Consider the following 17,563-nt stretch of genomic DNA (forward strand, 5'->3'; position numbering starts at 1 on the left):
ATAATTGGGAAATTAAGTTTTTTGCTAATTTCCGGTTTCTCATTTGCTATTTCGGCGACTCCATTTGCTATTTCGGCGAACTCATTTGTTATTTCGGCGAACCCAATCCCCAATCCCCAATCCCTTAAAGCGCCCCTCCTTCACTACGAATCAATCGTAAATATGCACCTTCAACCTCCTTTAACTCATCATGAGTGCCCCGTTGTACGACTTTGCCCCGTTCCAAGACAATGATTTCATCACAATCGCGGATGGTGCTGAGGCGGTGCGCCACAATAATACAAGTACAACCCCGTTGGCGCAGTTTGCGATCGATGATTTTTTCTGTCTCGCTATCCAGGGCGCTGGTGGCTTCATCCATCACCAAAATGGCGGGATTATTCACTAAAGCGCGGGCTATTTCTAACCGCTGACGTTGTCCTCCACTCAAGTTACTTGCGCCTTCTAAAAGTTCGGCATTATAGCCCCCTGGTAAGGAAATCACCACATCATGGATAGCCGCATCTTGACACGCACGCACCACATAACTGGTGGGAACTGTGGTATCCCAAAGTGTTAAATTGTCCCGCACACTACCTGCAAACAGAAAAATATCTTGCTCGACCAAAGCAAGAGAATTGACTAACACTTGGCGCGGAATTTGCGGTCTGGGTTGACCATCAAAGAGGATTTCCCCCTCCCAAGGTTCATACAATCCCGCCACTAATTTGGCTACGGTAGACTTGCCAGAACCACTCCCCCCGACTAAAGCCACGCGCTGTCCTGGTTTGAGGGAAAAATTAAAGTTGGTAATTAGAGGTTGACCAACTCGGTTGTAGCCAAAGGTGACATTACGTAACTCGACATATCCTTGCAAGCGTACAGTAGGCTGGGAGGCAGCTAATTGTACATTCTCCATCTCTCTGTCTACTTGTGGATCTACAGGGTTGCGTAAGACATCATCTAAACGGGTGATATCGCCTTCAACTTTTTGTAGGTCGCTTCCCAGGCTGACAAGATTATTCACAGGGAGTAAAAACTGTTGCATCAAACCCTGAAACGCTATCAGCATCCCAATGCTCAGATGTCCTTCCATGACTCGCAGACCGCCTATGGTAATCAGTAGCATGGATGACATTGTGGACAAGAAAGAAGGCAGTACTCCCAGTGTCTGATTAGTGATATCCATTTCCTGTTGAGAGTTGACCGACTTGGCATAATAACCAGCCCAACGGGAAAAGAAATCTGATTCCAAGCCAGATGCTTTCAGGGTTTCCATACTCTGTAGCCCAGAGATAGAAACACCTGCAACTTTTCCTTGATCTTGTTGCAATCTCATATTGGCATCGACGCGCCGCCGAGATACCCACTGCAAAGCTAAGAGATTGATGACGACAAAAGCGATACCAATGGAAGTCAGTATTTTGTCATATTGCAGCATGACGATCGCATAAAAAATTACCGTAACGACGGCGATCGCTGTAGTAGCCAATCTCCCCGATAGAATACTCGCTAAGGAGTCGTTAAGGTTAACACGGCTGCTGATTTCCCCAGCAAATCGTTGGTCATAAAAACTCACTGGTAGACGGAGAATATGCCACAAAAACTGACTGGACATGCTCACAGACAGTTTGATTCTCATCCGCCGCAGGGATTGCAATTGCAGCAGTGTTAACAATCCCGTAACTGCAGCGGTGATGATAATTCCCAAAATCAGCGGTGATAACCATTCATGACGGCGCTGAATCAACACGTTATCCACAAATACCTGAGAAAATGTCGGCATTGCCAAGCCGGGTATTACCAACAATAATCCTGCAAATACACAATAAGCCAACGCCCCCAAAGAGAAGCGCAGCCGTTGCCATAAAGCTAAGATGATGCTGGGTTTACTGCCGCCTTTTTTAAATTCTTTCCCCGGCTGTAAAACTAAAACTACGCCCGTGTAAGCGTTACTAAATTCTTCTAAGGAAACGTGACGCGGGCCAGAGGCGGGATCATTGAGATAAACTCGCTGCTTGTTGTATCCCTCTACAACTAAGAAATGGTTGAAGTTCCAAAACACAATGAAAGGAGTGGCCATTTCTTGCAGCTGATTCAATTCTGCCTTAAAGCCTTTAGCCTCTAATCCATAGCTGCGAGCAGCATTGAGGATATTAGAAGCTTTACTTCCATCCCGCGATACACCACAATCTTGACGCAGTTTTGCTAAAGGGACAATGCGACCGTAGTAACCTAAAATAATTCCCAAAGCCGCAGCCCCACATTCCACCGCTTCCATCTGCAGCAGTGTGGGAGTACGACGCCTACGACCTTGACGCCTCAGTAGTTTTGGCAATTTGGGCAGCGACATAATCAGTTATCAGTTATTCAGTGAACAGTGAACAGTTAACAGTGAACAGTTAACTGATTTAATAAATTCCACTCCAGGATTTAAGAATAGGTAATACAAAAGTAATGGGTGCTTGTTCCTCAATGGTGACTCTTACGGAAGTCGTGGTTCCCGGAGACATTTTCAGTTGCGGACCCTTGGAAGAAGACCACTGATAGCCGCTGTAGGTGGATTTATTCGGCTGCAGTTCTGATAAAACTTGGATTTGTGGTTCTGAGCCTACCAAACTGCCCACAATTTCTGGATTACCAACTAGACTGGCTGCAGCTTCTTTGGTGACGGGGAAGGGTGAAACGTTGGTAATCTTGCCAGCAATGCCACCAAATTCTTCCCGCTTGACTGTAGAAGGTGTGATTTGCAACTTCATCCCTTTTTGCACCTTTTTACCCTCACTGACTGGTAGAAACGTCACTGCGAGCAGTTTGGCGGATGGTTCTTGGGTTTCGATCGCACCGATGCGGCTACCAGCACCAATAATTTGTCCAGAACTGACGGTGAGTTCTAAAATGCGTCCAGTGCGATCGCTCTTAATCTCGCTATTACCTGTTAATTTTCGTTGCAGTTCGGCAATACCGCGTTTCAAATCCTGAATTTGATTGGTGCGGTTAATCGAAGCTTGAAAATTTTGCTCGTTGAGTGTTGTTTCTTTTGTATCTAGTTGTTTCAGTTGAGTTTTGAGGTCAGTAATCTGGCTAAGATTCTCGCGGTAAGACTTTTCTGCCTGTACTTGGCTCACATCCAGTTGCTTTAATTGAGTAGAGAAGTTGGCAACTTTGGCAATACTATCCAGATAAGTTTGTTGCGCCTCCAATACCTGATCGCTAGAAATTGCCCCTTCAGCTCTCAGCGCTTTGCGGCGATTCAGTCTATCTTGGAAAGTGGGAGCTAGGGACTGAGCCTCTTGCAAACGTTGTTGTAGGTTTCGTCGCTGCTCGGCCAGCGCACCAATATCTTTATCTCTAATAATTGGTGTCAGGGATTGAGCTTCAAGCAGCCGTTGTTGTAAACCCAAACGCTGTTGGGCGATCGCTTTGACTTCTAATTGACTGCGCTGTCCTTGTAGTGAGATAGCATTCAGGTCTTGGGATGATAATTCTGCCAGTTTAGCTTGCTGCTGCTGGAGTTGTTTGTTGAGTTCGTCTTGGTCAATTGTTGCTAGCACTTGTCCTTTCTTGACAAAGTCGCCCACATGGACATTGACTACTTTTAACTTTCCTTCGATCGCCGGGAATTGCAACGGCACAACTTTACTAGGATATACAAGTACACCCCTGCCTTCCACCGTAATTGGAATCCGTCCCAAAATACTCCAAGCCAGCCCTGCTGCAACCAAGGAACCTAGCGCCAGCAACGGTAGCCAACTCATCGGGCTAACAACTTGCATAATTTGATCCAGGCGTTCCGGCGAAGACGAGCGCTCTAAAGCTTGTTTACGAAATAAATTATTTTTGTTAGTCACCATTTAACACCCTCCAAGATATCAGTTATCAGTTATCAGTTATCAGTTATCAAATTCACTGTTAACTGTTCACTGATTTAGCTGCGACGAATTCTTTTGAGCATCCAATCAAATCTGGCTCCAGCCAACGCCACCTGTGCCAAAAAATCAGAACTCAGTTCATTTTCATATTGCATATTGCCATCCAAAGATTGACCTTTGCTGTAACTGAGTCTGCCATAACCCAGGCGACTGACTATAGCGCGCTGTTTGTCTGCTAACAACACAGCAAGTACTCGATAAAAACGTGCAGCAAAAGCCAAATCGTGTAAAAGTTTTGCCGCTAGCCGCCATTGAGGAATAGATAATACCCACGAATCTTCTGCAGCTTTCACAGAGAAAGAGGGCGGCGGAGCCTCGATAAAAGGCGTTTCTCCCACAATGTCGCCTCGCGATAATCTCGCGAACTCCCGTTCTGTAGATTCCCCGCTCTCCAAATTAGAAAATGCTCTCGCTAAAGGATTGCGATCGTCTTCGGAAGCAGACAGTGTCAATTTCCCTTCTAATAAAATATGCAGCGCCTCAACCGGTCTACCTCCAGGAATCAGCACAGTCCCTGCGGTAATTTTGCTCACAGTCCCTGCCACAATCAACCAATCGATGTCACTATCACGTAATTCTGCAAAGATAAATAAAATTTCTCTCAGTTGGGGCTGGCTCAGAACAAGCGTGCTACTCCCCAGCTGACTAATAATTTGCTCTAATCTATCTGACAGCAGAATCGCATTTGCTCGATAAAGATGAGCCGCAAAACTGATATCTTCTTGCAATTTTGCTGCTAGTTGCTGTCGCGGAATCGCTAAAACCAGCGACTTAGTCAGCGCCTTCACAGTGGTAGCAGGTAGATAAGAATCGAGAAAAGGAATTTCTCCTACCATATCTCCACTCGCTAATCTCGCAATCTCACGCCCTGACATTTCTCCACCTTCTAAAGCCGCAAAAGCACGACCCAAAGGATTATTGTCTGACTGAGAAAGAGAAACTGTTAACTCTCCATCTAACAAAATATATAGTGCATTTACAGGTTCGCCTTGGCGGATGAGAACTGTTCCAGAGGCAATTTCTTCTTTATTCCCGGTTGTCAACATCCAGTCAATATCGCTATTACTCAGTTCCTTTAGCAGAACTTCTCTCATAATTTAACTCCCTGATGTTTGTAAAAGCGGGAGAGTGTTGTTGGTGGCTGCAAGTATCCCGAAATCAGGAATTGCCAGATGAGTTGTTTAGCTCTGTTCACCTTGATCCATCTTAATATTGACTGAATGTTTTTCATGATGAAGAAATTCAAAGAACAGGCCTTTCGTAAACAAAAATTACACGATATTTGAGTTGAGTTGATTTCCTCAATTGTTAAGTTATATATTTAAGTAAATCAAATGTAGAGCGTTAGTAATTCTATTCACAGACTGAAGCGCTGAATCTGCGGAACTTTCAGCCACAAGCCTCACATCTTCTCGTGGATAAGAGCCAGTAATTGGTGGTACATTTTTACCACCAGTTACAGCATCTAACTCTTGTTCATATAACTCAAATGCTTCATTAATATTAATAATTCTGTCTGACATGATTGACTCCGGCGGTTGTTATTTTATATATACAGTCAGGATTGATTTATTTCGGAATTTCTTGCTAAATTAACAGCTAATTTCTTTTTTAACGACGGCGTCTTCGACCGCGTCCACCACCCAACAACAGGCTACTTATCGCAAAAGTCCTGATGCTTCGCGTTGCAATCAGAGAAGTTGTAGAACTACTACCATCGGCGCGAGTCTCTGTATTTTTAAAAATTAAGCTATCAGTTTGCTCAAAAAAGGTAGCATTAAATGACTCGAAACTAAAACCACCTACAACAACATCTAATTCCTCATCTGATAATTCAATAGCATTTTGATTTTCATCTGACATAACTCACTCCTACTTGTATATCAATTTTTGTTTAGTAACAGCAGAAGTTTATGATCCGAAAAACTATTTAGTAGATTTACCTCTGCTATTTTAGTTAGTCATTAAGATATCAAAGCGCTATGACATCGTCAGATACGCTTGGAGGTAAGGGACTGGGATTAGCTACATCTCCAAAATTTGGAAATTGTATTTCTGGCAATTTTTTGAATATATCGCTTGAAGGTAATGTATAAGGACTTTCTAAAGAATTTATACCACCTGCAACTACATTTAGTTCTTGTTCAAACAATTCAATAGCGTTTTTATTTCCAAATAACATGATTGACTCCTAATATTTGTGAGGTTTTTTTGATGAAAAGCAGAGGTTGATGACCTTATTTTTTTGTGACCATGACCTCTGCTGAAGGTAGCGTTTAACTTGCTAATTTTGAGAATTTATATACCCAAGACAATATTGTGAATAGCACTGGTATCGATTACTTGTCTAGCGATTGTAGAAGTTGTGGAACTACCGCCAGGACCAGATTGAGTATTTTGTGCCACAAGTAAAGTGTTGGAATTGAATCTTGTGGCATCAACTAAGAAATCTACACCACCGGCAACTACATCTAGTTCTTGTTCAGACAATTCAATAGCGGTTTGATTTTCAACTGACATGATTGACTCCTAATATTTGTGAGGTTTTTTTAATGAAAAGCAGAGGTTGATGACCTGAATTTTTTTGTGACCATGACCTCTGCTAAAGGTAGCGGTTAACTTACTAATTTTGAGAATTAGATACCCAAGACAATATTGTGAAAAGCATTAGTATCGATGACTTGTCTAGCGATGGTGGAAGTTGTGGCACTACCAGCAGCGGTAGATTGGGTAGCTTGTCCCACGAGTAAAGTGTTGGACTTGAATTGTGTGGCATCCAATAAGAAATCCACACCACCGGCAACTACATCTAGTTCTTGTTCAGACAATTCAATAGCGGTTTGATTTTCAACTGACATGATAGACTCCTATGATTTGTGAGGTTTTACTGAATTAACCGAGGATTGAGTTTAACTTACTAATTTGGGGAATTAGATACCCAAGGTAATATTGTGAAAAGCATTAGTATCGATGACTTGTCTAGCGATGGTGGAAGTTGTGGCACTACCAGCAGCGGTAGATTGAGTAGCTTGTCCCACGAGTAAAGTGTTGGACTTGAATTGTGTGGCATCCAATAAGAAATCCACACCACCGGCAACTACATCTAGTTCTTGTTCAGACAATTCGATAGCGGTTTGATTTTCAACTGACATGATTGACTCCTATGATTTGTGAGGTTTTACTTGTTGATGAAAAGCAGAGGTTGATTATCATTAATTGTTTTGTTAACATCACCTCTGCTGAAGTTTTCGGTTAACTTTACACTCTTGAGAGTTATAGTCCCAAGCCAACAAAGTGAACAGCCGTGGTATCGATTACTTGTCTAGCGATTGTGGAACTTGTGGAACTACCAGCAACACCAGATTGGGTATTTTGTGCCACTAGTAAAGTGTTAGAATTGAAATGTGTTAGATCAAACAAGACATCTGCACCACCTGCAACTACATCTAGTTCTTCTTCAGATAATTCAATAGCGGTTTGATTTTCAACTGACATGATTGACTCCTAATATTTGATATTGTTTAGAGTTAGTTAGAATAGAAGTTGAGTGACTTTTTTTGATTTGTTTAGCGACCTCTGTTTCGTTTGTTTCTAACTGTATTCATAGTAGAATTCTTCCCAGGAATAAACATCTGAAAAAAGTCTCGACTATTACCTCAGCAAAATAGCTAACTCTTCTAGGACTTTAGTTGAGATAATAAGTATATATATCTAAGACTTTCGTCATGGAGACAGTAATAATGTGTCTGCTGCTTTAGGCACTGGAATCAGCCACAGCAAAAGCACAGAAGTAACTCAGCGCTACTTCAGAAATTGTCTATGTCGCCGTTGAAGATAATACTCGAAGGTACATTGCAAACCACTATTAGATTGCAACCGCTTTTAAAAAGCTTTTTTATCTAACTTTTTAGTTCTTCAGAGGTGTTCACATGATTCGCATATTACTAGTAGACGATCAGACTCTGATTCGAGATGGAATCAAAGTTATGCTAAATTTGGAGCCAGATTTGGAAGTCGTGGGAACTGCTGATAATGGCGAGAAAGCTATTGAGCAAGCTACAGTACTGCAACCAGATCTCGTTTTGATGGATGTTCAGATGCCCGTGATGGATGGCAAAACTGCTACACGCATTATTTGTGAGCGATTTCCTACTATTAAGATATTAGTCCTGACTACGTTTGATGATGATCAAAACATCGCTGAGTCTATGCAAGCAGGAGCTAAAGGCTATTTACTAAAAGATATGCCATCTGAAGAACTGGCACAGGTAATTCGATTCGTATATAAAGGTTATACCCAAATGGGACCAGGGCTATTGGAAAAAATGCTTGCTAAAGTCCCAACATCTGAAGCGGCTAGCCAAAAGAAATTATCCGAGCAGGAATATAGTAATCTCACTAATCGTGAACAAGATGTTCTACGCTTGATTGGTGTGGGTGCAACTAACCGTGAAATCGCCGAGAAACTTTATATTTCAGAAGGTACAGTTAAAACCCATGTCACTCATTTATTTAACCGGTTGAATCTGAAAAACCGATCGCAATTAGCAATTTATGCTAATTCGCTCTTTGGTGAATGATTAAGTTGGGGACACTTCGGCAAGCTCAGTGCATCGCTGGGGAATGATGACTGTTGACTAATGGCTAATTTCAGAAAGTAGCTGCTCTTGGAATTGCGAGGCTTTGTGAGGATCAGAAATTTCTGTTGCCAATGTTGTCACTAGTTCTGTGCGGTAAATTTGTAGGGAAGAGTTGACAGCTTTTTGAACTAGATAATGGGCTATTGGCCCAATGAAATCTGCTAACTTTTGCTCACATTGAATAATAAAGCGATCGTCGATAGGTAAATCATCTGAATTTATCTCTGTTTTGGGTGTTGATTCCTCTAACATAAATATTGTTTTTTTTTCTAGCTCCAGTCCTTGCTTGTCAGTTAAATGTAATTTCAAATTATCAACTAATTCTTGGCAATCACAAGCATGTACTGCAACTTTTTTTAATAATGTAGGGGCTATCGGACCAACAATTTCTATGAGAATATTTTCCAGTTTATTATAATCTTCTTGAGAAACAAGTAACTGAGGCTGGAATTCATTTAAAGTTATTTCATAATCAGTTTTTTGAAAGGGAATTGGTTCAAAAATTTTGCAGTTAAAATCTTCTTGTGGAGTTTTGGTTTCTGAAGTTGGTGCAATGAGTTTGAGATTAAAATCTCTTACTAAAATTTCTGGTTCTGAAATTGGACTAATAAAGTTGGGACTAAAATTATTTCGTGAAGTTTCTGGTTCTGAAATTGGCTCTACAAGTTTGAGATGACAATCTTTAGTAGACGTTTTTTTGACTCCTATTCTATCAACAATTTTTAAAGTTTTTCCTCTAACTGTCTGCTGTGATAGGGGCAAATAAACTGTAATTTGGCAACCTAATCCTGGCTCAGTATCAAGACTGAAATTACCTTTTAAGGCTTCGACTCGTTCTTGCATCCCTTGGAGTCCGAATCCAATGGTTTTTTCCGATAAGCTGAATCCTTTGCCATTATCTAAGATCAGGAGGCGCACAATGCTGGAAGTATGACAGAGATCAATCTCTACGTTTTTTGCTGATGCATATTTGCAAATATTTGTCAATGCTTCTTGTATAATTCTATATAGAGTTGTGGCAACTTCGGTAGGCAAAGACTGACAGAGGTTAATGTTGGTAGAAGGTAAAACCCCTGTAGCTTGATAAAAATTTTGCACCAGAGAATCGATCATATCTGTTAATGATTGCTCTGTAGGCGCAACCTCGCGCATACTGTTAACAGATTGGCGAACTTCTTGAATAGCGATCGCTCCTAGCTGCTGGGCTTGTTCTAAAAATTTCTCGGCTAGGGCGGGATCAAGATACCAAAGTCTGTGCGCCGTTTGCAGCTGAATATTGAGAGTTGTCAGCGCGTTTCCCAAGGAATCATGAATGTCTCGCGCAATGCGTTGGCGTTCTTGTAAGGCTGCTAAGTCTTCAATTTGCAGGATGTGTTGCCGCATCTGCTCACGGGCTATGGATAGATCGATGTGATGCTCTGCTACCACGATATTCACCCACTGCAATAGTAAATTGTTAGGCTACATACCTATTCCATCACTTACAGTAGGTGATTTTCCGGATTTCTACGAATATTATTTATTTAATTTTGTTAAAAACACGTGAGCGGCTGTTTTTAAACAATTGTGAAGTATTTGTTTCGAGCTTGGGCAACTGTTGTATGAAGTAAGTCTATTTTCTTGCAAAAGCCTAATTAGCTCTTTTGGTTTTAGAACAGGTAGATTTTTGGGGAATTGAGGAGAGCGATCGCCCTCAATTTATGTCGCATCCACACAGCTACTTCTACATAAGTGAGTGTTGATTTAATAATTTATATCAACACTAAATCTTTTGATCTAGCATCGTCTTTTTAACCGCTTGCACTAAATCTTCTTCTGTGCATTTATACAAATCCCGCAAGCGGAAAACTTGCCATACTTCCAACTTTGGTGTTGTTCTACCCTTTTCCCAATTGCGAACGGAAGATTCCGCGCAGTCTAGCTCTTTTGCTACATCTAAGACTGTAAGCCCTGCACGATCTCTCAAGGCTCTCAAATCCATAGCTGACTAGACCTTTGATCTAATTTGCCGTTAAAAGTTAACGTTAAGTATTGACAAAATATATTAGTTTGCACTTTAATCATCATTGAAGAGGCGTTAGTACATCCCCGCCAAGAGACTCGCTAACGCCCTTCACTTAACTATTTATGGATAGATTAATCATGCCACAAAACAACGAATACAGCGATTTCTCGTTAGAGATTAAAGCGAACGCATACAAAGAACGTTTGAATCCTTGGGCTATTACTCGTTTACTTCCAGATATGCAACGGGTAACTGTTGCTAGATTTCGCACTCGATCTGATGCAGAAGGTCATTTGCAACGGTTACGTCAACTCATCCCAGACGCTAGCTTTAAGGTGGTTTTTGATTGTCAGCGTGAGGAAGTTGTGATTTAGAGGAATTGCGATGTCTAACGACAAGCCGCTCCGCGTCTACGCACTTTCTGGGGTGAGGGTGCGATGATAGGCTCCGCGAACCGCCGAAGGCATCGCATTTTGGAATCAGGGGTGTGATTCTTAATCAATAACGGATACTAGAAATTTATGGCATCACCCAAAATCGATTGGCTGTAGTGATGGGAGTCAATCGTTCCAGTGTTTTTGGCTGGGTAAATGAAATTGCAGATCCACCTGGAGATACGGTGGTAAAAATTTGCAAGGCGCTTCAAGAAATTGAGCCTGCTGCGGCTGAGGAGTTTGTCAGCCTGTTCTGGGAAGATTTAGAAAAGGATACGCAGCGGTCCTAGTTGCGAACTAGTTAAGCTGACTGGACAAAGTAGCTATTGAGGCTAGTTAATATAAGTATACTAATTTACCAAGCGATAACACCTCCATCTCTCTACTTAGTATCAGGATGAGTTTATTAAAGTTGCTTGTAGTCAAATATAGGTAATATATATTATATAAGCCTTAAAATTTACATTGTGTGTAATTTTGATTATGCTAAATCAATTCTTACATTTTATTAATATTTTTAACGCTAGTAATAAATTGAATAATTCAATAATTGGGAAAACCTTGCAAAAACGTTATAGAATTACTCAATTTTTGACAGAAGGTGGCTTTGGAGAAACTTACTTAGCAATTGATTTACAAATACCTATTAATCCTAAACCAAAGTTAGTTGTCAAAAGAATTAAGCCAGAAAAACGCCACTATTTAGAAATAACCAAGCGGTTTAAAGATGAAGCATCTACACTTTATGAATTATCGAAAAATTCAAATTTAATTCCTAAGCTATATGCTTTCTTTATAGAAGGCAAAGATTTTTATTTAGTACAAGAATATATAGATGGTATTGATTTAAACAAAGAAATATATGAAGGTAAATATCATAGCAAAGAATATGTAATTCTTCTTTTGAAAGAAATCTTAGAAATTTTAGAATATGTACATCAACAAGGATTAATTCATCGAGACTTAAAACCTAGTAATATTATGAGACGAGAAAAAGACGGTAGGTTAGTTTTAATTGATTTTGGTGGAGTCAAAGATTTAAAAATTTTACTAAAAAATCCTCAAGCAAAACTTAAAACAACTGTTTGTTATGGCACACCTGATTATATACCTCTTGAACAGTTTAATGGTAAACCTGGTTTTTATAGTGATATTTATGCTGTAGGAATTGTCGCTATTTATGCTTTAACTGGAATTTCTCCGTCTCAACTTCAAAATAACGATCAAGGAGAAATTATTTGGCAACATCATGTTAATGTCACAGATGAATTAGCTACTATTTTAACAAAAATGACCAAAGCCAATTTTAAGGAACGTTATCAAAATGCAACAGAAGCTTTAACTATAGTTAATAATCTCATCACTAGCAGAAATATTAATATTACATATTCTGACTATCCAAATATTGTAAATTTTAATGCAATTAATATCCCAACTCCTCCAACTCCTCCTTTATCAATTCCCAGCCATAAACCTCCATACAAACGGTTTAAAATTGTTTTAATTCAGTTGTTTAATATTATTAAATCATGTAAATTTAAAGAAAAAATGATTGCTGGTTATAATCAAGTTATATTAATAATTATAAAAACAGGAAAAGCACGGCAAACTAAATATATTTTACCATTAATAGTGTTAATATATTTGATTAATTTAATACCAAAACCCCGTGAAGTTGCTGGTAAATATGGTTATATGGTTGATAATGTTATCCCTTTTAAATTTGATGACGTGGATTCTTTTTCTGAATCTGAAGGTTTAGCGCGTGTGACAAAATACTATAAATATGGTTTTATAGATATAACTGGGAAAATTATAATACCTATAGAATTTGATGAAGCCAGTGGTTTCATGTTCGGGGGAATAGCAAAAGTTAAGAAAAATGGATTATATGGTTGTTTTGATGGCAAAGGAAAAGAAGTTGTTGCAATTGAATATGAGGAAATAGGCAACAATTCTAGTAGTTGTTATGATATTTCTGAAGAAGAATTTAAACCAAGTAAACCTTTGATAAAAGCTAAAAAATATGGTAAATGGGGTTATGTTGACATAAATAATAAAATAGTTATTCCTTTTGTGTTTGAAGATGCTCATGGTTTTTATAATGGATTAGCTGCTGTTAAAAAAGATGCTAAATGGGGATATATTAATATTGAAGGAAAGGTAATTATTGATTTTAAATTTGATAATGCCTCGGATTTTTATGAAAAGATTGCAGGTGTTAAAAAAGATAATAAGTGGGGTTTTATTAACAAGAAGGAGCAAGTAGTTCTTCCTTTCCAATTTGAAGATGCTCATTCTTTTCATCCTTCATCCAAGAAATTAGCAGCAGTCAAAAAAAATGGCAAATGGGGTTTTATTAATACTAATGGTATATTAGTTATTCCATTTCAATTTGAAGATGCTGCTAATTTTGGTCTATTTCAAAATAACGGGGCAAATGTCAAAAAAAATGGTAAATGGGGATTAATTAATAGCAAAGGTCAAATAACTATTCCTTTTGAATTTGAGGAAAGTATTTGCTTTGACGAGGGTCTTGGAATAGCAAAAAAATATGGAAAATATGGTTATATTGATAGTAATGGTAATGTAGTTATTCCCTTTAAGTTTGAAAGCGCTCTATTATTTTCGGGTGATTATGCACAGGTAACAATTGATGGGGAAAATCACTCAATTGATAGAAAAGGAAATATTATTAGCAATTAGAATCATTCATCATGAGAATTATTACAGTGAAGGTGAGCCATCAAGACTCACCCTAGTAGGTACTTGTAGTAGATTGACATTAATTTAAAAAAAACTTATTTTTTCATCTAACTTAGCTTTTTATGCAACAGCAAATTCAGTCAATTTACGAGTTTCTGGAGAGTGAAAAGCTAAAACAATATCTTCTTTGGGTACACCTTTCCTTAATAACTCAGTAGCGATTCCTTCTTCTGTCCAATCTTCCTCAATGTAAATCTTCTCATTTTTAATGCGAACATAAACAGAAATTGCGTTCACGCGTTTATCATTTTTCCAGCCAATATTAAACCAGAGATATTGACTTCTTTGATCATCAAACATCAATAGCTCATCTATATCAGGATCGGGTACTTGTGATGAAATTCTTTCATACTCAGTGAGGATTTGTTTGATTAAATTTTGATAATAGGTTAGTTTGTCCATTGGATAATCTCCTCTTTATTGATATCAACAACTAACAGTAAAACCTGATATTTTTGCAAAATTAATTGAATTGCAACTTGTTGAAAAAACTTTTCATAAATATTTTTACTAATTGCTAAGTAAATTTTGTAACTAGGGTTGGCTATATAAAGAAATGTTTGATAAATTAAATACTGTCCTAACGCTGTTTCAAATTCACGCATAGTTGAACGACTAAGAAAACTTTTAATTTCAATAACTATTAGTTCTCCTTCTCTTGTTGCAGAAATAGTTTTCTCACCAGCTAAATCAGCAAATAATTTAACTTCTTCGTATTTAATCGGATAAGGATCAGCCGTAATTATCCAGCCATCTTTAATTAAGGCATTTTTAACCGCATCATGGTAGATATCTTTTGCTGGCATTATCGCTTGTTAATAACAGTCAGGTGGGCAATGCCCACCCTACTTTACTATACCAATAAAGCCTGTTGCTCTTTAGTAATTACTCGCCCTTCATCTTCAAAACCGGCGATTTGATCGAAGTTCAAATATCGATACAAATTCTCGGCAAAAGGATGAATTTTATTCGCCACAATATCAAGATATTCCTGCACTGTGGGAATGCGTCCTAACAACGCACAAACTGCGGCTAATTCTGCTGAACCGAGATAAACTCGCGCACCTTTACCCATGCGATTGTTAAAGTTACGGGTAGAGGTAGAAAATACAGTTGTGCCATCAGCAACTCGCGCTTGATTACCCATGCATAAACTGCATCCTGGCATTTCTGTTCTAGCACCTGCAGCGCCAAAAATACTATATACACCTTCTTCTTTGAGTTGGTGTTCATCCATGCGGGTTGGGGGTGCTATCCACAGGCGTGTTTTTACTTCACCTGCACCTTCCAATACTTTCGCTGTTGCCCGATAATGACCGATATTTGTCATACAAGAACCAAGGAATACTTCTTGCACCGGATCGTTAGCAACTGCCGATATTAATTTTACATTATCGGGGTCATTGGGAGCGGCAACAATTGGTTCTTTGATTTCGTTCAAATCAATTTCAATTATTTCGGCATACTCTGCATCTGCATCAGCTTCAAGTAACACAGGATTGGCTAACCATTCTTCCATTTTGGCGATGCGGCGGAGAATAGTACGCTCATCGTGGTAGCCTCTGGCTATCATATTCTTTAACAGCGAGATGTTAGAACGCAGATATTCAGCAATTGTTTCTGGACTCAGTTTAATTGTGCAACCTGCACAGGAACGTTCTGCTGATGCATCTGTTAATTCAAAGGCTTGTTCAACTTTTAAATCGGGTAAGCCTTCCAGTTCTAAAATCCGTCCAGAGAAGATATTTTTCTTGTTCTCTTTGGCTACTGTAAGCAATCCTTTTTGCATTGCTACGTAGGGAATGGCGTTAACAATATCTCTGAGGGTAATACCTGGTTGTAATTCTCCTTTGAATCTTACTAAAACTGACTCTGGCATATCCAAAGGCATAACACCCAAAGCTGCGGCAAAGGCTACTAACCCGGAACCTGCGGGGAAGGAAATACCGAGAGGGAAGCGGGTGTGAGAGTCGCCGCCAGTTCCTACGGTATCTGGTAGTAACATCCGGTTTAGCCAAGAGTGGATGATACCATCACCGGGACGTAGGGCCACGCCGCCACGTTGGGCGAAGAAGTCTGGTAAGTCGTGGTGGGTTTTGATATCGACTGGTTTGGGATAAGCAGCAGTGTGACAGAAACTCTGCATTACTAAATCAGCACTGAAACCGAGACAGGCGAGTTCTTTTAACTCGTCGCGGGTCATGGGGCCTGTGGTATCTTGGGAACCGACGGTAGTCATGATGGGTTCGCAAGATGTACCGGGACGAACACCAGGTAATCCGCAAGCTTTCCCTACCATTTTCTGTGCTAAGGTGTAACCTTTACCTGTATCTTCAGGTGCTTGGGGACGGATAAACAGAGTGCTGGGTTCTAAACCGAGTGCAAGGCGAGTTTTATCGGTGAGGGTACGCCCAATAAGCAGGGGAATGCGTCCACCTGCACGAACTTCATCGAGGATGGTATCGGGTTTCAGGGTGAAGGTGGTAATAACTTCGCCAGATGGGTTGGTGATTTCACCTTTGTAGGGATGGATGGTAATCACGTCGCCAGTTTCTAGCTGGGTGACATCACACTGAATCGGCAAAGCACCGGCATCTTCAGCTGTGTTGAAGAAAATTGGTGCGATCGCACTACCTAAAATATACCCCCCAGCGCGTTTGTTGGGAACAAAGGGAATATCATTTCCCATATGCCACAACACTGAGTTGATGGCAGATTTGCGGGAGGAACCAGTACCAACTACATCCCCAACGTAAGCAACGGGATGGCCTTTCTTCTTTAACTCAGTAATGGTTTCTATGCTTCCTGGTTGCCTTGACTCTAGCATTGCTAAAGCATGTAAGGGAATATCTGGGCGGGTTGTGGCTTGTTGCGCTGGGGATAAGTCGTCGGTGTTGGTTTCCCCTGTGACTTTAAACACAGTCACAGTAATCGCTTTTGGTACTGTGGGACGAATAGTAAACCACTCAGCTTCTGCCCAAGAATCAACTACACGTTTGGCGAAGGGGTTAGTTTTAGATAATTCTAAGACATCGTGGTAAGCATCATACACCAACAGGATTTTGCTGAGGGCATTAGCAGCATAAGCGGCAATTGGTTCTTTCCCTTGTCCACCCATTACCAGAGGGGTTTCAGATGAGTCGGAGAGGGATACTGTGGGTAATTGCAACAACTCTATTAAAGATTGCACGTTGTAACCGCCTACCATTGTTCCCAGCAATTCCACTGCTTGGATGGGAGAAATTAAGGGACTAGTAATTTCTTCTTTAGCAATGGCGGTGAGGAATCCAGCTTTGACGTAAGCTGCGCTATCAACACCAGGGGGTATGCGATCGCGCAATAAATGCAATAATGTATCTTCTTCCCCTTTTGGTGGATTCTTCAGTAATTCACATAATTCTGAGGTTTGCTTGGCATCTAATGGTAAAGGGGGAATACCGAGTTGGGCGCGTTCCGCAACATGCTGACGGTATTGTTCTAGCATTTTTGTTTTCTCTATTGGGATTTTCTTATCTTAATTATGGAATATTTTTAGGCAATAATTGGCTATCAAAATTTACCCTATTTTTATGACTAAAAACTTTAGTGATAATCGGTTAGCTGTGATTTTTTATATACTGAATGTATAGGTTTCGTCAAACAAATATAAATGTATAATTTGATTTACAAACTACTCGTTAAGGCAGGAAACAGACAAAGAATGATAATTGATATTGCTGGTTTAAGAGGGTGCTTGAAAAGTACCTCCATATATCATGTTGTAGCTTGCTTTCCCGTAGGGGTATGCAGCGTAGCAGAATGTAGGCG

Annotated in this window: 19 protein-coding genes; 4 read left to right on the plus strand and 15 right to left on the minus strand. The window is 39.9% G+C overall.

Annotation, left to right across the window (positions count from 1 at the left end):
- Positions 1–124: 124 nt before the first annotated feature.
- The 10 genes from CAL7507_RS19690 to CAL7507_RS19735 form a co-directional block, all read right to left on the minus strand.
- On the minus strand, positions 125–2,332 hold the full coding sequence (locus CAL7507_RS19690; protein WP_015130247.1) for an NHLP family bacteriocin export ABC transporter peptidase/permease/ATPase subunit: 2,208 nt from the start codon (positions 2,330–2,332) through the stop codon (positions 125–127).
- 58 nt (positions 2,333–2,390) lie between these two features.
- Positions 2,391–3,833, minus strand: a complete 1,443-nt coding sequence (locus tag CAL7507_RS19695) for an NHLP bacteriocin system secretion protein (RefSeq protein WP_015130248.1) — start codon at positions 3,831–3,833, stop codon at positions 2,391–2,393.
- Positions 3,834–3,907: 74 nt separating this feature from the next.
- Positions 3,908–5,005 carry a cyclic nucleotide-binding domain-containing protein gene (locus CAL7507_RS19700; RefSeq protein ID WP_015130249.1) on the minus strand — a complete coding sequence of 366 codons (1,098 nt, stop codon included), beginning with the start codon at positions 5,003–5,005 and terminating at the stop codon, positions 3,908–3,910.
- A gap of 219 nt (positions 5,006–5,224) precedes the next feature.
- Positions 5,225–5,434 carry a hypothetical protein gene (locus CAL7507_RS19705; protein ID WP_015130250.1) on the minus strand — a complete coding sequence of 70 codons (210 nt, stop codon included), beginning with the start codon at positions 5,432–5,434 and terminating at the stop codon, positions 5,225–5,227.
- Positions 5,435–5,522: 88 nt separating this feature from the next.
- The gene (locus CAL7507_RS19710; protein WP_015130251.1) at positions 5,523–5,774 is read right to left on the minus strand and encodes a CTB family bacteriocin; all 252 of its coding nucleotides are present in this window, start codon (positions 5,772–5,774) and stop codon (positions 5,523–5,525) included.
- Positions 5,775–5,883: 109 nt separating this feature from the next.
- A complete protein-coding gene (locus tag CAL7507_RS19715; RefSeq protein WP_015130252.1) occupies positions 5,884–6,093 on the minus strand; it encodes a hypothetical protein in 210 nt (69 codons plus the stop codon).
- A gap of 116 nt (positions 6,094–6,209) precedes the next feature.
- Positions 6,210–6,431, minus strand: coding sequence for a CTB family bacteriocin (locus CAL7507_RS19720; protein ID WP_015130253.1), 222 nt, complete (start codon positions 6,429–6,431; stop codon positions 6,210–6,212).
- Between the two features lie 116 nt (positions 6,432–6,547).
- Complete coding sequence (locus CAL7507_RS19725; RefSeq protein ID WP_015130254.1) at positions 6,548–6,769, minus strand: CTB family bacteriocin; 222 nt, start codon at positions 6,767–6,769, stop codon at positions 6,548–6,550.
- Positions 6,770–6,841: 72 nt separating this feature from the next.
- A complete protein-coding gene (locus tag CAL7507_RS19730; RefSeq protein ID WP_015130255.1) occupies positions 6,842–7,063 on the minus strand; it encodes a CTB family bacteriocin in 222 nt (73 codons plus the stop codon).
- Positions 7,064–7,184: 121 nt separating this feature from the next.
- Positions 7,185–7,406 carry a CTB family bacteriocin gene (locus tag CAL7507_RS19735; protein ID WP_015130256.1) on the minus strand — a complete coding sequence of 74 codons (222 nt, stop codon included), beginning with the start codon at positions 7,404–7,406 and terminating at the stop codon, positions 7,185–7,187.
- Between the two features lie 434 nt (positions 7,407–7,840).
- On the opposite strand from CAL7507_RS19735, the gene CAL7507_RS19740 reads away from it, so the two are divergent.
- On the plus strand, positions 7,841–8,491 hold the full coding sequence (locus tag CAL7507_RS19740; protein WP_015130257.1) for a response regulator transcription factor: 651 nt from the start codon (positions 7,841–7,843) through the stop codon (positions 8,489–8,491).
- 57 nt (positions 8,492–8,548) lie between these two features.
- Here CAL7507_RS19740 and CAL7507_RS30190 read toward each other — a convergent pair whose 3' ends face one another.
- Both CAL7507_RS30190 and CAL7507_RS19750 read right to left on the minus strand, forming a co-directional pair.
- The gene (locus CAL7507_RS30190; RefSeq protein WP_144051233.1) at positions 8,549–9,979 is read right to left on the minus strand and encodes a sensor histidine kinase; all 1,431 of its coding nucleotides are present in this window, start codon (positions 9,977–9,979) and stop codon (positions 8,549–8,551) included.
- A 334-nt stretch (positions 9,980–10,313) separates the two neighbouring features.
- Positions 10,314–10,532, minus strand: a complete 219-nt coding sequence (locus CAL7507_RS19750; RefSeq protein WP_015130259.1) for a helix-turn-helix transcriptional regulator — start codon at positions 10,530–10,532, stop codon at positions 10,314–10,316.
- Positions 10,533–10,693: 161 nt separating this feature from the next.
- Between CAL7507_RS19750 and CAL7507_RS19755 the strand changes: the two genes are divergently transcribed.
- From CAL7507_RS19755 to CAL7507_RS30195, 3 genes are all read left to right on the plus strand, one after another.
- Positions 10,694–10,930 (plus strand): hypothetical protein, encoded by a 237-nt coding sequence (locus tag CAL7507_RS19755; protein WP_015130260.1) that lies wholly within the window; start codon positions 10,694–10,696, stop codon positions 10,928–10,930.
- 152 nt (positions 10,931–11,082) lie between these two features.
- Positions 11,083–11,280 carry a helix-turn-helix transcriptional regulator gene (locus CAL7507_RS19760; RefSeq protein WP_255348344.1) on the plus strand — a complete coding sequence of 66 codons (198 nt, stop codon included), beginning with the start codon at positions 11,083–11,085 and terminating at the stop codon, positions 11,278–11,280.
- A gap of 193 nt (positions 11,281–11,473) precedes the next feature.
- Positions 11,474–13,696 carry a WG repeat-containing protein gene (locus CAL7507_RS30195; protein ID WP_015130262.1) on the plus strand — a complete coding sequence of 741 codons (2,223 nt, stop codon included), beginning with the start codon at positions 11,474–11,476 and terminating at the stop codon, positions 13,694–13,696.
- A 120-nt stretch (positions 13,697–13,816) separates the two neighbouring features.
- On the opposite strand, the gene CAL7507_RS19770 is transcribed toward CAL7507_RS30195, so the two are convergent.
- Genes CAL7507_RS19770 through acnB form a run of 3 tightly spaced genes read right to left on the minus strand, consistent with a single transcriptional unit; the run spans position 13,817 to position 17,240 of the window.
- A complete protein-coding gene (locus tag CAL7507_RS19770) occupies positions 13,817–14,158 on the minus strand; it encodes a XisI protein (RefSeq protein WP_015130263.1) in 342 nt (113 codons plus the stop codon).
- Positions 14,146–14,562: a XisH family protein gene (locus CAL7507_RS19775; RefSeq protein ID WP_015130264.1), complete on the minus strand. Its 417-nt coding sequence runs from the start codon at positions 14,560–14,562 to the stop codon at positions 14,146–14,148. Before CAL7507_RS19775 ends, CAL7507_RS19770 begins: the two co-directional genes overlap by 13 nt.
- A 47-nt stretch (positions 14,563–14,609) precedes the next feature.
- On the minus strand, positions 14,610–17,240 hold the full coding sequence (acnB, locus tag CAL7507_RS19780; protein WP_015130265.1) for a bifunctional aconitate hydratase 2/2-methylisocitrate dehydratase: 2,631 nt from the start codon (positions 17,238–17,240) through the stop codon (positions 14,610–14,612).
- Between the last annotated feature and the right edge of the window lie 323 nt (positions 17,241–17,563).

This window comes from Calothrix sp. PCC 7507 (assembly GCF_000316575.1).
In the GTDB taxonomy this organism is placed as follows: Bacteria; Cyanobacteriota; Cyanobacteriia; order Cyanobacteriales; family Nostocaceae; genus Fortiea.

Excerpts from the sequence above, each read along its gene's own strand:
- CAL7507_RS19690 (WP_015130247.1), bottom strand. The coding sequence starts at position 2,332 with ATGTCGCTGCCCAAATTGCCAAAACTACTGAGGCGTCAAGGTCGTAGG.
- CAL7507_RS19695 (WP_015130248.1), bottom strand. The coding sequence starts at position 3,833 with ATGGTGACTAACAAAAATAATTTATTTCGTAAACAAGCTTTAGAGCGC.
- CAL7507_RS19700 (WP_015130249.1), bottom strand. The coding sequence starts at position 5,005 with ATGAGAGAAGTTCTGCTAAAGGAACTGAGTAATAGCGATATTGACTGG.
- CAL7507_RS19705 (WP_015130250.1), bottom strand. The coding sequence starts at position 5,434 with ATGTCAGACAGAATTATTAATATTAATGAAGCATTTGAGTTATATGAA.
- CAL7507_RS19710 (WP_015130251.1), bottom strand. The coding sequence starts at position 5,774 with ATGTCAGATGAAAATCAAAATGCTATTGAATTATCAGATGAGGAATTA.
- CAL7507_RS19715 (WP_015130252.1), bottom strand. The coding sequence starts at position 6,093 with ATGTTATTTGGAAATAAAAACGCTATTGAATTGTTTGAACAAGAACTA.
- CAL7507_RS19720 (WP_015130253.1), bottom strand. The coding sequence starts at position 6,431 with ATGTCAGTTGAAAATCAAACCGCTATTGAATTGTCTGAACAAGAACTA.
- CAL7507_RS19725 (WP_015130254.1), bottom strand. The coding sequence starts at position 6,769 with ATGTCAGTTGAAAATCAAACCGCTATTGAATTGTCTGAACAAGAACTA.
- CAL7507_RS19730 (WP_015130255.1), bottom strand. The coding sequence starts at position 7,063 with ATGTCAGTTGAAAATCAAACCGCTATCGAATTGTCTGAACAAGAACTA.
- CAL7507_RS19735 (WP_015130256.1), bottom strand. The coding sequence starts at position 7,406 with ATGTCAGTTGAAAATCAAACCGCTATTGAATTATCTGAAGAAGAACTA.
- CAL7507_RS19740 (WP_015130257.1), top strand. The coding sequence starts at position 7,841 with ATGATTCGCATATTACTAGTAGACGATCAGACTCTGATTCGAGATGGA.
- CAL7507_RS19750 (WP_015130259.1), bottom strand. The coding sequence starts at position 10,532 with ATGGATTTGAGAGCCTTGAGAGATCGTGCAGGGCTTACAGTCTTAGAT.
- CAL7507_RS19755 (WP_015130260.1), top strand. The coding sequence starts at position 10,694 with ATGCCACAAAACAACGAATACAGCGATTTCTCGTTAGAGATTAAAGCG.
- CAL7507_RS30195 (WP_015130262.1), top strand. The coding sequence starts at position 11,474 with ATGCTAAATCAATTCTTACATTTTATTAATATTTTTAACGCTAGTAAT.
- CAL7507_RS19770 (WP_015130263.1), bottom strand. The coding sequence starts at position 14,158 with ATGGACAAACTAACCTATTATCAAAATTTAATCAAACAAATCCTCACT.
- CAL7507_RS19775 (WP_015130264.1), bottom strand. The coding sequence starts at position 14,562 with ATGCCAGCAAAAGATATCTACCATGATGCGGTTAAAAATGCCTTAATT.
- acnB (WP_015130265.1), bottom strand. The coding sequence starts at position 17,240 with ATGCTAGAACAATACCGTCAGCATGTTGCGGAACGCGCCCAACTCGGT.